The sequence below is a fragment of the Mesorhizobium sp. M3A.F.Ca.ET.175.01.1.1 genome (genome assembly GCF_004791945.1).
Lineage (GTDB): Bacteria > Pseudomonadota > Alphaproteobacteria > Rhizobiales > Rhizobiaceae > Mesorhizobium.
The window spans coordinates 24,632-38,187 of the sequence record NZ_SRTP01000018.1 but is presented as its reverse complement, the minus strand read 5'-3'; the positions used below and the strand labels follow the sequence as shown (position 1 = coordinate 38,187).

Sequence of the window (13,556 nt, the reverse complement as noted above, 5' to 3'; positions counted from 1 at the left end):
TTGTGCACACATTGCACGCCTTGGCATCACGGCATGCATCCTAGGGTCTGCGCGCGTCGCTTCGCTCCTTGCTCCGCCCGAGGATGACGACCATGGGGGCGCTCAGTGCAGGATCTGCGACAGGAACAGTTTCGTGCGCTCATGGCGCGGGTGATCGAAGAACTCGGCAGGCGTGTTCTGCTCGACGATCTGGCCCTGATCCATGAAGATCACCCGGTTGGCGACCTTGCGGGCAAAGCCCATCTCGTGGGTGACGCAGAGCATGGTCATGCCTTCCTCGGCCAGGCCGACCATCGTCTCCAGCACTTCCTTGATCATTTCCGGGTCAAGCGCCGAGGTCGGCTCGTCGAACAGCATGATGCGCGGGTTCATGCACAGCGAGCGGGCGATCGCCACGCGCTGCTGCTGGCCGCCGGAAAGCTGGCCCGGATACTTGTTGGCCTGCTCCGGGATCTTGACGCGCTTGAGGAAGTGCATGGCGGTCTCTTCCGCCTGCTTCTTCGGGATCTTGCGCACCCAGATCGGCGCCAGCGTGCAGTTCTCCAGGATGGTCAGATGCGGGAACAGGTTGAAGTGCTGGAACACCATGCCGACCTCGCGGCGCACCTCGTCGATCTTCTTCAGGTCGTTGGTGAGTTCCTTGCCGTCGACGATGATCTTGCCCTTCTGGTGCTCTTCCAGCCGGTTGATGCACCGGATCATGGTCGATTTGCCGGAGCCGGACGGACCGCAGATGACGATGCGCTCGCCCCGCATGACCTTGAGGTTGATGTCCTTAAGGACATGGAATTCGCCATACCATTTGTGCATGCCGATGATGTCGATCGCCACATCGGTGGTCGAGATATGCATCTTCTTGGCATCGACCTTCAGGTCTTCCGCGCTGACGGCGTTCTCGGTGGCCATGGCCAATTCCCCTTTTATCGTTGAATTTGATGCATGTCGTTATCCCAACACCGCTACACCGTTTTGGGCGACATGCATCAGCGTTTGTAGCCGGTGTCGAGCCGGCGTTCGGTATACATTGAATAGCGCGACATGCCGAAGCAGAACAGCCAGAACACGAAGGCGGCGAAGATCAGGCCGGACTTGGCGGTCTGCGGCGTCGCCCAATTGGCGTCGGCGAAGTTCTGCTTCACTATGCCCAGCAGGTCGAACATCGAGATGATGAGGACGAGGCTGGTGTCCTTGAACATGCCGATGAAGGTGTTGACGATGCCGGGGATGACCAGCTTCAGCGCCTGCGGCAGCACGATCAGCCCCATCTTCTGCCAATAGCCGAGGCCGAGCGAGTCGGCGCCTTCATACTGCCCTTTCGGGATCGCCTGCAGGCCACCGCGAACCACTTCGGCCATATAGGCGGCGGCAAACAGCGACACGCCGATCAGTGCCCTTAGGAACTTGTCGAAGGTGACGCCGGCCGGCAGGAACAGCGGCAGCATCACGCTGACGAAGAAGAGCACCGTGATCAGAGGAATGCCGCGCACGGTTTCGATGAACACCACGCACAGCATCTTGACGATGGGCATCTTGGAACGGCGGCCGAGCGCCAGCACCGTGCCGAGCGGCAGCGACACCGCGATGCCGACAAAGGACAAAGTGAGCGTCACCAACAGGCCGCCCCAACGCGAGGTCTCGACAACCGGCAGGCCGAACACACCGCCAACCAACAGGAAGAAGGAAAGGATCGGCAAAATCAGGAAGAGCAGGATTGCGTTGAGCCCTTTGCGCGGTACGCGCGGGATCAGCATCGGTACCAGCAACGCCACGAACAGGATGGCGACCAGGATCGGCCGCCAGCGCTCCTCGACCGGATAGGTGCCGAACATGAACTGTCCGAACTTGGCGTTGACGAAGGCCCAGCAGGCGCCGCTCCAGCCATCCGGCTGGATGCCGCCCTGCGAGACGGTGGCGCAGACGGTGCGGTCCGGTCCGGTCCACTGCGCGTTGATGAACGCCCAATTGATCACCTGCGGCAGGATCCATGCGATGATGGCGATGCCGAGGATGGTGAGCACGGTGTCGCCGACGGAGCCGACGAGGTTCTTGCGCACCCAGGCGATCGCGCCGCGTTCGCCGGGCGGAGCCGGCTGGGCAAGAGCCATCTCGGTGCGCACCCAGGACATGTCGTGTTCCTGCATGGCCTTACCTTTCCACCAGCGCCATTCTGGCGTTGACCACGTTCATGACCGCGGAGGTCACGAGGCTCAGCACAAGATAGGCGATCATCATGATCAGCACGCCCTCGACCGCCTGCCCCGTCTGGTTGAGCACGGTGCCGGCCGTGGCGGTTAGATCGGGATAGCCGATGGCGATCGCCAGCGAGGAGTTCTTGGTCAGGTTCAGATACTGGCTGGTGAGCGGAGGGATGACGATACGCATCGCCTGCGGCACCACGACCAGCCGCAGGATCGGACCGGAGCGCAGCCCTAGTGCCCCTGCCGCCTCGGTCTGGCCTTTGCTGACTCCCCTGATGCCGGCGCGCACGATCTCGGCGATGAAGGCTGCCGTATAGCAGGACAGCGCCAGGTAGAGCGACAGGAATTCCGGCTTGAGCTGGAAGCCGCCGGTGAGATTGAAGGTGGATTGCTTGGGAAAATCAAAGCTTAGCGGCATCCCGCTGAGCAGGAAGGCAAGCACCGGCAGGCCGATGATCAGCGCCACCGAGGTCCAGAACACCGGAAACTGCTGGCCGGTCGCCATTTGCCGCTGGCGCGCCCTGTGGGCGACGAACCAGGCCATGGCGAGCGCCACGACCAAGGCGACGACAATCAGCCAGGAGCCGTCACCCCAGACCGCGCGGGGAAAATAGAAGCCGCGCTGGTTGAGGAACGAGCCGGCCGGCAGATGGATGCTCTCGCGCGGCGGCGGCAGCACGGCCAGCACGCCGGAGTACCAGAAGAAGATGACCAGCAGCGGAGGGATGTTGCGGAAGATTTCGACATACACCGTGCAGATCTTGCGGATCAGCCAGTTCTGCGAGAGGCGGCCGATGCCGATGACGAAGCCGATGATGGTGGCGGTGACAATGCCGGCGACGGCGACGATAATCGTGTTGATCAGGCCGACGACGATGGCCCGGCCGTAGGTCGAATCGGACGTATAAGCAATCGGCGTGTCCGAGATGTCGAAGCCGGCACGGCCCTTGAGGAAGCCGAATCCTGAGGCGATGTGGAGGCGCTGCAGGTTGTCGATGACGTTGTTGACAATCCACCAGACCGAGCCGAACAGAAGGACGATGACCAGCGTCTGAAAGAAGAGGCTGCGTATTTTGGGGTCATTGACGAAGGAGCCGCGACTCGGCTCCTCGCGAAGGATTTCCTGCGAAGCCATGCGACCATCCCCTGGAAAGAGAGACCGGGAGGCAGACGATCTGCCTCCCGGATCACATTTCGATCAGCGGATCGGCGGAGCGTATTGCAGGCCGCCCTTGGTCCACAGCGCGTTGATTCCGCGCGCGATCTTGAGCGGGCTGCCGGAGCCGACATTGCGCTCGAAAATTTCGCCGTAGTTGCCGGTGGCCTTGACGATGTTGACGACCCAGTCGTTGGAGACGCCGAGATCGGTGCCGATCTTGGTGTCGGCCTCCTGGCCGAGCACGCGCTTGATCTCGGGGTTGTCCGAGTTCTTCATTTCGTCGACATTGGCCTTGGTGATGCCGAGCTCCTCGGCGTCGAGCAGAGCGAAATAGGTCCACTTGACGATGTGGTACCACTGGTCGTCGCCCTGGCGAACGGCCGGCCCGAGCGGCTCCTTGGAGATGATCTCGGGCAGCACGACATGGTCGGCTGGCGCGCCCAGCGTCAGGCGGATGCCGTAGAGACCCGACTGGTCGGTGGTGTAGACGTCGCAGCGGCCGGCATCATAGGCAGCGTTGACCTCTTCCAGCTTCTCGAACACGACGGGATTGTACTCCATCTTGTTCGATTTGAAGTAGTCGGCAAGGTTGAGCTCGGTCGTGGTGCCGCTCTGCACGCAGACGGCGGCGCCCGAAAGCTGCAGCGCCGAGTTCACGCCCGGAAGCTTCTTGGCGTTGATCATGAAACCCTGGCCGTCATAGTAGGTGACGCCGACGAAGTTCAGGCCGAGCGCGGTGTCGCGGTTGATCGTCCAGGTGGTATTGCGCGACAGGATGTCGACCTCGCCCGACTGCAGCGCGGTGAACCGCTCCTTGGCGCTGAGCGGCGTGAACTTGACTTTCGTGCCGTCGCCGAAAACAGCGGCCGCGACGGCGCGGCAGAAGTCGGCGTCGATGCCCTGCCATTCACCTTTGTCATCCGGCGCCGAGAAGCCGGCGAGCCCGGTCGAGACCCCGCACTGGATGAAGCCCTTCTGCTTCACGGTATCCAGCGTGCCGGCCGAAGCTGCCGACGCCGCAAATCCGAGCGCGGCGGCGCCGAGAATGCCGATTGCAATATGTTTCATGACCCACAGACCCTTTTCTGTTTTACAGGTGCCCCTGTTCCCCAGGCAGCCCTGATCTTTTCCGCGTGTGAATGCAGCTCCCTTATCGGCCCTCTCCCGGACCCGCATCGTAGCCGATGCACTGCCTCCCATTCACGAAACGCATCGAAGGCGATTATTTCTGTGAGGTCAAGGGAAATGACCGAATTGCGACACGTTTGAAAACCGATTGCCGGAAATGTCGGAATTGCAGGTAAAAGCGGTCACCGAATAGCCGGAACCTGCAATCGCAACCGGCAAATCCGGCCACGAGAACTATAGCCGTCATGTGAATCGCACCGATGTTTTCGCATCGAAAGGACTGACTCGATTCATGAAGGAACTGACTGGATTGATGAAAGAGCGCGCAGGCGAGCGGCGGCGTTTCGAGGTGTCCCCCACGACCTGAACCCCGCGCGAAGGATCGTGCGCTGCCCGCAGGTTTGGCCCAGCCAAACATCGCTAGCTGGCGGACAGCGAATTGTTGCACCGCCTGCTGACCCGGATTATGGCTGGCCTCCTGACATTTCAGGACAGGCAAGGAACAATGGCGAAGGACGGCAGCGAGATCGGCATCAACACGCGGCTTGCCCATTCCGGCAACAACCCGCGCGACTATTTCGGCTTCGTCAATCCGCCAGTCGTGCATGCCTCGACCGTGCTTTTTGCCGACGCCGCCTCGATGGCCGCGCGCAACCAGAAATACACCTACGGTACGCGCGCCACGCCGACCATGGATGCGCTCACGCTTGCCATCGACGCGCTGGAAGGGTCGGCCGGCACCATCGCCGTGCCGTCCGGCCTGGCGGCGGTGACCATACCGCTGCTCACCTTCCTCGCCGCCGGCGATCATCTGCTGCTGGTTGATTCCGTCTATCATCCGACCCGCCATTTCGCCGACACGATGCTGAAGCGACTGGGCGTCGAGGTCGAATATTACGATCCGCGAGTCGGCGCCGGAATCGCCGCGCTGATCAAGCCCAACACCAAGGTGGTGTTCACGGAATCGCCAGGCTCCAACACCTACGAGGTGCAGGACATTCCGGCCATCGCCAAGGCGGCGCGTGCGGCCGGCGCCATCGTGATGATGGACAACACCTGGGCGACGCCGCTTTACTTCAAGCCGCTCGACCATGGCGTCGACATCTCGATCCATGCGGCGACGAAATATCCGGCCGGCCATTCCGACGTGCTGCTCGGTACCGTGTCGGCCAATGAGGCGCATTGGAAGCGGCTCTATGAGGGCTTCTGCACGCTGGGCTGCTGTTCCGGTCCCGACGACATTTATCAGGTGCTGCGCGGCCTGCGCACCATGGGGATCAGACTGGCGCACCACGAGCAGAGCGCGCTCGAAATCGCCCGCTGGCTGGAGGAGCAGCCCGGGGTGGCTCAGGTGCTGCACCCGGCGCTGGCAAGCCACCCGGATCATGCGCTGTGGAAGCGCGATTTCTGCGGCTCCAGCGGCATCTTCTCCATCGTGCTGAAGGGTGGCGGGCAGAAGCAGCAGCACGCCTTCCTCGACGCGCTGCAGATCTTCGGCCTCGGCTATTCCTGGGGCGGCTATGAAAGCCTGGCAGTGGCGGTCTTCCTTGGCGACCGCACCATCGCCAAGGGTTCCTATGAGGGACCGCTGATCCGCCTGCAGATCGGGCTGGAAGACGTCAAGGATCTCAAGGCCGACATTGCGCGGGGCCTCGCCGCGGCGGCCGCCGCCAGTTGACCTAAACATAATCCGCAAACGCTCCAGACATGCTGGCGCGATTGAGAGGGGCGAAGCCGCTGGCAGCCGGCCGGTGCGGCTGTGCCGGGCAATAATATTCTCTCCAGCCGCGACAATGCGGATTGGTTTGGCTTTCAAATCCGCGGCTTCGGCGGCATTGCGAGCAACGCAAAGTTCAAGCCATTCGACAATTCAAGCCGAACTGGGGCCTGCCATGGCTTTTCGCCTCTTTGTTCCAATCCTTGCGGGCGCGACACTCCGCGAACGGCTGCTCGCCTGCATCGGGGCGACGATCGGCATTGCGCTGACCGGCCTGATCAGCGGACTCGCCATGGGTGGCGGTCCGCATGTGGCGCTGCTGGTGGCGCCGATGGGCGCTTCCGCCGTGCTGCTCTTTGCCGTGCCGTCGAGCCCGCTGGCGCAGCCATGGTCGATCATCGGCGGCAACTCCATCTCGGCGCTGGTGGGCGTGACTGTCATGCATTTCGTCCATAACCCGGTGATCGCCTCCGGTCTCGCCGTGGCGCTCGCCATCGCCGCCATGTCGTTTACGCGATCGCTGCATCCGCCAGGCGGTGCCGCGGCGCTGACCGCCGTGCTCGGCGGACCGGCCGTGATCAGCGCCGGTTTCCTGTTTCCCTTCGTACCGGTAGCGCTGAACTCGACCATACTGGTGGCGCTCGGCTTCCTGTTCCACAGGCTGTCGCGGCGAAACTATCCGCATGTGCATGTTCCCGCCGCCAACACCCACGGCACCGCCGACCGGCCGCCGGCCGAGCGCGTCGGCTTCCGGCCCGAGGACGTCGACGCCGCCCTTGCCGCCCTCGACGAGACCTTCGATATCGACCGCGAGGACATCGAGAGGCTGCTGCGCCAGGTCGAGTTGCAGGCGATGGTGCGCTCGCACCGCACCCTGCTCTGCCAGGACATCATGTCCCGCGACGTGATCTCGGTGCCGGAAAATGCCTCGGCCGACGAGGCACGCAAGCAGCTTCTCGATCACAATATCCGTACCTTGCCGGTGGTGGATGCCGAGGCAAAGCTGGTCGGCGCCGTCGGCCTGCGCGAATTGACTGCAGCGACCGACACGGTAAAGGACGTGATGTCGAAGGCAGGCACCGCCTCCCCCGATACGGCGGCGATGAGCCTGCTGCCGGTGCTGACCGACGGCCGCAGCCATGCGGTCGTGATCGTCGATGCCGAGCGCCGCATTCTCGGCCTGATCACCCAGACCGATCTTCTCGCCGCCGCCGCTCGCGTGCAGGCGGCAGACAGGCAGCAGGTGAAAGCTGTAGCATAGCGTCCGGCTGAACACGGCCGGGAACCTTTTGCGGGCGGGCGCATCCAATTGCAGGATGAAATGCCTGTCCGGAGATTGGGCGCGATGAGAAAAACCGCATTGCAAGCTGCCGCGAGCGGCGCGGCCGACAGCGCCGACATGGTGCTGGTGCGCCGCGCCTTGGCGCGCGAGGCGGATGCCTTCCGCCTGATCATCAAGATGCACAACCAGCGCCTTTACCGCATCGCGCGGGGCGTGGTGCGCAACAACGCCGAGGCCGAGGACATCGTGCAGGAGGCTTACCTGCGCGCCTTCGCCAGTCTCGACAGCTTTCGCGGCGACGCCTCGCTCTCCACTTGGTTGTCGCGCATCACAATCAACGAGGCGCTCGGCCGGTTGCGCAAGCGAAAGGTCACGGTGCCCATGCCCGAAAACCCGGAGGCGCAGATCATACGCTTCCCCTTAAATCCAGGCGACGATCCGGAGCGGACGATGGCGCAGCGGCAGATCCTTGGGCTTGTCGAGCGGGCAACTGACAGTCTTCCCGACGTCTACCGCACAGTCTTCGTCGCCCGCGTCATCGAGGGTCTGAGCATCGAGGAGACCGCGGACCTGCTCGGCATCAGGCCGGAGACGGTGAAGACGAGGCTGCACCGCGCCCGCGCATTGGTGCGCAAGGCGCTGGACGACGAGATCGGCCCGGTGCTGCTCGACGCCTTCCCCTTCGCCGGCCGCCGCTGCGAGCGGCTGACGCAAGCGGTGATGAGAAAGCTGGGATTCGAGGACGCCTGACGCTCGGTAGGGCGGCGGGACAGCGCCCCCCTCTGGCCTGCCGGCCATTCCCCCACGAGGGGGAGCTCGGATGTCGTGCCGGGTTTCGCTAATCGCCAACGTTGCCGGAATGAGCGGGGGCCGAAATTGCCAATCTCCTCCCTTGTGGGGGAGATGTCCGGCAGGCCAGAGGGGGGCGCGAAGGAACTCGGCCGGTGATTGGATTTGCACCGCCATCCTCTTCTCGGGAACCTCTCGCCCCCTTTTCGCATCCAATGACCGTCAACACAGATGAAGCCCAAGGCCGTTGTGCTGCAGGGCGAAGGAGATGCCATGTATATCCGTTCGATCGCCACCCTTGCCGCCCTGCTCCTCGTCAGCGCCGCGCCTTATGCGCAGGCTGCCGAGAAGCCGACCGACCCGCAGATCGCTCATATCGCCTACACGGCGGGGGTGATCGATATCGAGGCGGCCAAACAGGCGATCAAGGACTCGAAGAACAAAGAGGTCGTCGACTTCGCCAAGGACATGGAGCGCGACCATGAGGCGGTAAACAAGCAGGCGCTCGACCTGCTCAAGAAGCTGAAGGTGAAGCCTGAAGACAACGCCACCAGCCAGGCGTTGACCAAGGCTGCCAAGGAGGAGCGCGCCAAGCTCGCCAAGCTCAAGGGTGCCGACTTCGACAAGGCCTATATCGAGAACGAGGTGGCTTATCACAAGCAGGTCAACGGCGCGCTCGAAACGCTGCTCATCCCGTCGGCCAGCAATGCCGAACTGAAGAGCCTGCTCGAGACCGGCCTCAAGATCTTCCAGGGGCATCAGCAGCATGCCGAGCATGTCGCCGGCATGCTGAAATGAGAGCGGCATTTGTCTGTTTTGAAGCAATTCCGAACGGAAAACCGCTTCACCCTTTTCCTGGACTTGCTTTGGTCGCGCTGGCGCTGGCGTTCTCGGCCTCGCCGGCGCTCGCCGCCACCATCGAGGTGACGATCGACAAACTGGTCTTCTCGCCGGCGAATATCGAGGCCAAGGTCGGTGACACGATCGAGTGGACGAACAACGACGTGATCGCCCACACCGCGACGGTGAAGGGCGGCTGGGAGGTGGCGATCCCGCCGAAGTCGAAGGGCAGGATCATCGTCAAAACGGCCGGAGCGGTGGATTACTTCTGCCGCTTCCACCCCAACATGAAAGGCCGCCTGGAGGTTTCGCCATAACCGAAGCGGCAGCGCTCGCCGGCTGGGTGCTCCAGCATCCTCAGGCCCGAGCTGTCATTTCCTGCCGCCGGCAGCGACGGGCGCGAGCTCGATGCCGGCGGCAAGGACGGGCTCACCTTATCCGGCGAAACCCCGCGGCGCAGCGGCCATGCCCTCCAGCATCAGCTTCAGACCGAGCGCACCGACGACAGCGCCGGCGGCACGGTCGATCCAGTGCTTGGTGCTGAGATAGGCCGAGCGCGGCCTGCGAGCGGAAAAGGCGAAGGCAACGACCGCATACCAGACGAATTCGTTCAGGAAGAGCAGCGGCGGCAGAATGAGCAGCATCCAGAGCGGCGGCGAGGCCGGCAACATGGCCGCGAACATCGAAGCGTAGAAGATCGCGGTCTTCGGATTGGCAAGCTGCACCAGCAACGCGCGGCGCAGCGCCCGCCGGAACGAGCCGGCCCGCTCCGACTTATCGGTGGCAACCTCGATCGGCTGGTTGGCACCGCGCCAGATCTTTATGCCGATCCACAACAGATAGGCACCGCCGGCAATACGCAGGAAGATATCCAGCCAGGCAAGCTGGACGAGGAGCGCGGTCAAGCCAGCCACCGCGACCGCTGCGAAAATGAACCCGCCGATGCCCATGCCGATGGCGGCGGCAAGGCCGTCCGTGCGCTCGCCCGCCACCGCGATGCGCGAGACGACGACGAAGCTCGGACCCGGGCTCATCGCGCCGAGCAGGAAAACGCCAAGAATGGAAAGGATGGTCGGAATCTCGGACAAGGCACTCTCCCAGGTGATGCCGGTTCACAGCGCGCGATAGCAATGCACGCGCCACTCGGCTTGTCACCCCCCTGGGGGAGCTGATCCGTTCGGCCAGCACGACATTGTTCCTCCGTTCCAGGAGCGGCCGGGGCGGTTCCCGCCGCGGAGGCTGGCAAATCCGTGCCCGCAATGCTGATCCGCCCGGCTTCACGGTGATGATCTCAGAACGACCTGCCGCGCCTGCGACCTACGAGGAACCTGCCTTCGGGCATCGCGTTGCACAGAATGTGGATTGCGCATGCCGGATCGGCAGAGCGACTGTGGCGGAGCTTCCAATGAACGCCAGTGATGAACAGACCAGGTCTCTATGGATGGATGTCGCGGTCCTGCCCGACGCACCGCGACTGGACCGGAACCTTACCTGCGACACCGCGATCATCGGGGCAGGCATTGCCGGACTTTCGACGGCCCATGAACTTGCCGTTGCGGGGAGGAAGGTCGTCGTCATCGATCGCGGAAGAATTGCGGGCGGCATGACCGCTCGCACCACCGCGCACCTGACTCCCATCTGCGATGACGGAATCGATGCGCTCATCGACTTGAGGGGCGAGGCCATCGCCAAGCTATTCCAGCAGAGCCAGCAAGCCGCGGTCGACAGGGTGGAGGCGTTGGTCGGCGAACTCGGCATCGACTGCGATTTTCGGCGGCTCGACGGCTTCCTGTTTCCCGCGAAAGGCATGGAAAGCAAGGAGGCCCGCGACCGCATCGAGGAGCAATATGAGGCGGCACGCAAGGCGGGCGCGCCGGTCGAACCGTGCCAAGGCATCCCCCTGAAGGGCTTCGAAACCGCGCCGGCGCTCCGCTATCCCGGCCAGGCAACGTTCCATCCGCTCAAATACCTGAAGCGACTCGCGGCGGCGATCCTTGACAAGGGCGGCCTCATCTTCGCCGACACCGCCGTCACCGGTGTGGAGGAGCACGCCGGTCGCGTCCACTTGACGTCAGAGACCGGTCATGTGGTGGAGGCGGCCAGCGCCGTGGCCGCCACCAACGCCCCTACCCTCAACCGCTTCGCGCTGCACAGCAAGATGGCGCCCTACCGAACCTATGCCATGGCCTTTGGCTTGCCTCGCGATGCGCTGCCGGACGCCCTCTATTGGGACCTGGCGGACCCTTATCACTATGTGCGGCTCAATCCTGGCCCTGGCTCCACGGACTATCTCATCGTCGGCGGCGCCGACCACAAATCTGGCGAAGCGGACGATGGGCATGCGCGGTTCGAAGCCATCGAGGCGTGGATCCGGACGCTTGTTCCCGATCTCGGCAAAGAGGTGCATCGCTGGTCCGGGCAGGTTCTGGACACCATCGACTATTGCGGATTCATAGGACGCAATCCCGGAAGCGAAAACATCTATGTGGCGACAGGAGACTCCGGTCAGGGGATCACCCACGGCGTACTCGCGGGGATGCTGCTCAAGGATCTGATCGTCGGCGGCGCCAATCGATGGGAGGAAGTCTATGATCCGTCCCGCAAGACCCCGACATCGATCATGAATTTCCTGACGGAGAATGCGACGGCGCTCAAGAATTTCGCCGAATACCTGAAACCCGGTGAAATCGACTCGGCCGAGGAACTGCGCCCCGGCCAAGGCGGCACGCTGCGCGAAGGGCTGCACAAGCTTGCCGTCTGCCGCGATCTCAATGGAGAGCTCCACGTCAACGCGGCGGCCTGCACGCATCTCGGCTGCCACCTTCACTGGAACTCCACGGAGCAGTGCTGGGATTGCCCGTGCCACGGCTCCCAGTTCGCGCCGGATGGGTCGGTTCTCAACGGACCAGCCGTTTCGCCGCTTAAGAAGGCGACGCTGTCCGACAAGGCGCATGCCGCCTGACGCTTTGCCGCAGGTCCTCGCCCCCTATCCTGATCCGCCCGGCTTCATGATGATCTCGCGATGCGGATAGGGGATGCTTATGCCGTTGGCCTTGAACGTGTCCCACAGCGCCAGCAGCACCTTGCCGCGCACGTTGGTCAGGCCCTGCTGAGGATCGCGAATCCAGAAGCGCAGGACGAAGTTCAGCGAGGAGTCGCCGAAGTCAGTCAGCCAGCAGACCGGCCGCCGGTCGGCTTCGACCCGGCCGACGCTGATCGCGGCTTCTATGGCCAGTTCGCTGACCTTGTGCGGGTCGGCGTCATAGGAGACGCCGAAGTTGACGTCGAGGCGCACGAGGTTGTCGCTGAACGACCAGTTGATGACCCGCTGGGTGATGAAATCCTCGTTCGGGATCAGGAATTCGCGGCCGTCGCGCGTCACCACCGAGACAAAGCGCGCCCGCAATTCGCGGATCCAGCCGAATGTATTTTCGAGCGATATGGTGTCGCCCGGCTTGATCGACTTGTCGAGCAGGATGATGACGCCGGAGACGAAGTTCGAGACCACTTTCTGCAGCCCGAAAGCGAGGCCGACGCCAACGGCGCCGGAAAACACCGTCAGCGCAGTCAGGTCGAGACCGACGGCGGAAAGCGCGACGGCGCCCGCCACCAGCACGAGGCCGATCTTGGCGACCTTGCCTATAAGGACACGGATGGAGGGGGTCAGTTCCTCCGAGACGCGGACGCGCTCGTCGATGTAGTTGCCGATGACCACCGCAAGCCAAACGGTCGCGACCAGAAGCAGCGCCGCCTTCAGCACCATGAGGGCCGAAAGGCGAACCGCGCCGAGCGGGATCGCAAGGCCGTCGAGGAAGGCCGCCGCCTCGTCGCTGATGCCCAGGATGACAAGCGCGGCATAGATCCAGGTCAGCCATCCGAGAATGCGCGCGACGAGGCGGTTGCGGATGATCCGCGACAGCACCGTCGCGACCAGCCAGGCAAGCGACAGCGAAAGCGCGATGTGGACGAGATGGCTCCGACTTGGCCAGGTGAAGGCGCGCAAAAGACTGAGCGCGGCAAGCAGCAAGAGGGTGAACAGGATCCAGTCGGTGCGCCGCAATAGAGCGATCGCGACCCTCAACAGTCCGGGATGACCCTTGATCTGGCGCGCCCGATCCTCGATGAGCGGCTCGATCCGCCGCGCCGCGAGCTTTGCCGCCAGGAACAGCGTGACGACGATGGCAGCCTGATAGACGAACCACGGCGTGGCGGCATAGTCGAACCATCCGGTGGCCCAGGACAGCGATCTGTCGATGGCGTCGCGAACATCCATTGCCGCACGACCGCTTGGCTACGAACTGCAACTGGTGGTTCCACAATGTCGTCGGCGTTGCGAATGGTCAAGCCGGCCTGCCGGATGCTTCATGAGGCGGCCGCCTGCGCGACTTCTCACCATGCTGGCGATCGTGCGGAAAGCTTCATCTGGTCAGGGCGGAGCCACGC

12 protein-coding genes are annotated in these 13,556 nt (G+C 63.4%); 6 read left to right on the top strand and 6 right to left on the bottom strand.

The features are described from left to right. Positions 1–102: 102 nt before the first annotated feature. From EN818_RS27975 to EN818_RS27960, 4 genes are all read right to left on the bottom strand, one after another. A complete protein-coding gene (locus EN818_RS27975) occupies positions 103–906 on the bottom strand; it encodes an amino acid ABC transporter ATP-binding protein (protein ID WP_095807553.1) in 804 nt (267 codons plus the stop codon). A 77-nt stretch (positions 907–983) separates the two neighbouring features. Next, the gene (locus tag EN818_RS27970) at positions 984–2,141 is read right to left on the bottom strand and encodes an amino acid ABC transporter permease (protein WP_095807554.1); all 1,158 of its coding nucleotides are present in this window, start codon (positions 2,139–2,141) and stop codon (positions 984–986) included. Positions 2,142–2,145: 4 nt separating this feature from the next. Next, positions 2,146–3,333: an amino acid ABC transporter permease gene (locus tag EN818_RS27965; RefSeq protein ID WP_095807555.1), complete on the bottom strand. Its 1,188-nt coding sequence runs from the start codon at positions 3,331–3,333 to the stop codon at positions 2,146–2,148. A 63-nt stretch (positions 3,334–3,396) separates the two neighbouring features. Further along, positions 3,397–4,425 (bottom strand): amino acid ABC transporter substrate-binding protein, encoded by a 1,029-nt coding sequence (locus EN818_RS27960; protein WP_095807556.1) that lies wholly within the window; start codon positions 4,423–4,425, stop codon positions 3,397–3,399. A gap of 565 nt (positions 4,426–4,990) precedes the next feature. Between EN818_RS27960 and EN818_RS27955 the strand changes: the two genes are divergently transcribed. From EN818_RS27955 to EN818_RS27930, 5 genes are all read left to right on the top strand, one after another. Next, complete coding sequence (locus EN818_RS27955; RefSeq protein ID WP_095807557.1) at positions 4,991–6,163, top strand: cystathionine beta-lyase; 1,173 nt, start codon at positions 4,991–4,993, stop codon at positions 6,161–6,163. A gap of 214 nt (positions 6,164–6,377) precedes the next feature. Further along, positions 6,378–7,463, top strand: coding sequence for an HPP family protein (locus tag EN818_RS27950; RefSeq protein WP_095807558.1), 1,086 nt, complete (start codon positions 6,378–6,380; stop codon positions 7,461–7,463). 84 nt (positions 7,464–7,547) lie between these two features. Further along, entirely contained in the window at positions 7,548–8,234 is a 687-nt protein-coding gene (locus EN818_RS27945) for an RNA polymerase sigma factor (protein ID WP_095807559.1), read from the top strand. Positions 8,235–8,546: 312 nt separating this feature from the next. Then, on the top strand, positions 8,547–9,071 hold the full coding sequence (locus EN818_RS27935; protein ID WP_095807717.1) for a DUF4142 domain-containing protein: 525 nt from the start codon (positions 8,547–8,549) through the stop codon (positions 9,069–9,071). 68 nt (positions 9,072–9,139) lie between these two features. Beyond that, positions 9,140–9,430 (top strand): cupredoxin family copper-binding protein, encoded by a 291-nt coding sequence (locus EN818_RS27930; protein WP_245420418.1) that lies wholly within the window; start codon positions 9,140–9,142, stop codon positions 9,428–9,430. Positions 9,431–9,547: 117 nt separating this feature from the next. On the opposite strand, the gene EN818_RS27925 is transcribed toward EN818_RS27930, so the two are convergent. Next, the gene (locus tag EN818_RS27925) at positions 9,548–10,147 is read right to left on the bottom strand and encodes a LysE family transporter (RefSeq protein ID WP_165350050.1); all 600 of its coding nucleotides are present in this window, start codon (positions 10,145–10,147) and stop codon (positions 9,548–9,550) included. 371 nt (positions 10,148–10,518) lie between these two features. Between EN818_RS27925 and EN818_RS27920 the strand changes: the two genes are divergently transcribed. Continuing rightward, positions 10,519–12,075: an FAD-dependent oxidoreductase gene (locus EN818_RS27920; protein ID WP_095807562.1), complete on the top strand. Its 1,557-nt coding sequence runs from the start codon at positions 10,519–10,521 to the stop codon at positions 12,073–12,075. 24 nt (positions 12,076–12,099) lie between these two features. On the opposite strand, the gene EN818_RS27915 is transcribed toward EN818_RS27920, so the two are convergent. Then, a complete protein-coding gene (locus tag EN818_RS27915) occupies positions 12,100–13,386 on the bottom strand; it encodes a mechanosensitive ion channel domain-containing protein (RefSeq protein ID WP_095807563.1) in 1,287 nt (428 codons plus the stop codon). Between the last annotated feature and the right edge of the window lie 170 nt (positions 13,387–13,556).

What these genes read in the sequence shown, in the direction of transcription:
- EN818_RS27975 (WP_095807553.1), bottom strand. Translation starts at nt 906, where the DNA reads ATGGCCACCGAGAACGCCGTCAGCGCGGAAGACCTGAAGGTCGATGCC.
- EN818_RS27970 (WP_095807554.1), bottom strand. Translation starts at nt 2,141, where the DNA reads ATGCAGGAACACGACATGTCCTGGGTGCGCACCGAGATGGCTCTTGCC.
- EN818_RS27965 (WP_095807555.1), bottom strand. Translation starts at nt 3,333, where the DNA reads ATGGCTTCGCAGGAAATCCTTCGCGAGGAGCCGAGTCGCGGCTCCTTC.
- EN818_RS27960 (WP_095807556.1), bottom strand. Translation starts at nt 4,425, where the DNA reads ATGAAACATATTGCAATCGGCATTCTCGGCGCCGCCGCGCTCGGATTT.
- EN818_RS27955 (WP_095807557.1), top strand. Translation starts at nt 4,991, where the DNA reads ATGGCGAAGGACGGCAGCGAGATCGGCATCAACACGCGGCTTGCCCAT.
- EN818_RS27950 (WP_095807558.1), top strand. Translation starts at nt 6,378, where the DNA reads ATGGCTTTTCGCCTCTTTGTTCCAATCCTTGCGGGCGCGACACTCCGC.
- EN818_RS27945 (WP_095807559.1), top strand. Translation starts at nt 7,548, where the DNA reads ATGAGAAAAACCGCATTGCAAGCTGCCGCGAGCGGCGCGGCCGACAGC.
- EN818_RS27935 (WP_095807717.1), top strand. Translation starts at nt 8,547, where the DNA reads ATGTATATCCGTTCGATCGCCACCCTTGCCGCCCTGCTCCTCGTCAGC.
- EN818_RS27925 (WP_165350050.1), bottom strand. Translation starts at nt 10,147, where the DNA reads ATGAGCCCGGGTCCGAGCTTCGTCGTCGTCTCGCGCATCGCGGTGGCG.
- EN818_RS27920 (WP_095807562.1), top strand. Translation starts at nt 10,519, where the DNA reads ATGAACGCCAGTGATGAACAGACCAGGTCTCTATGGATGGATGTCGCG.
- EN818_RS27915 (WP_095807563.1), bottom strand. Translation starts at nt 13,386, where the DNA reads ATGGATGTTCGCGACGCCATCGACAGATCGCTGTCCTGGGCCACCGGA.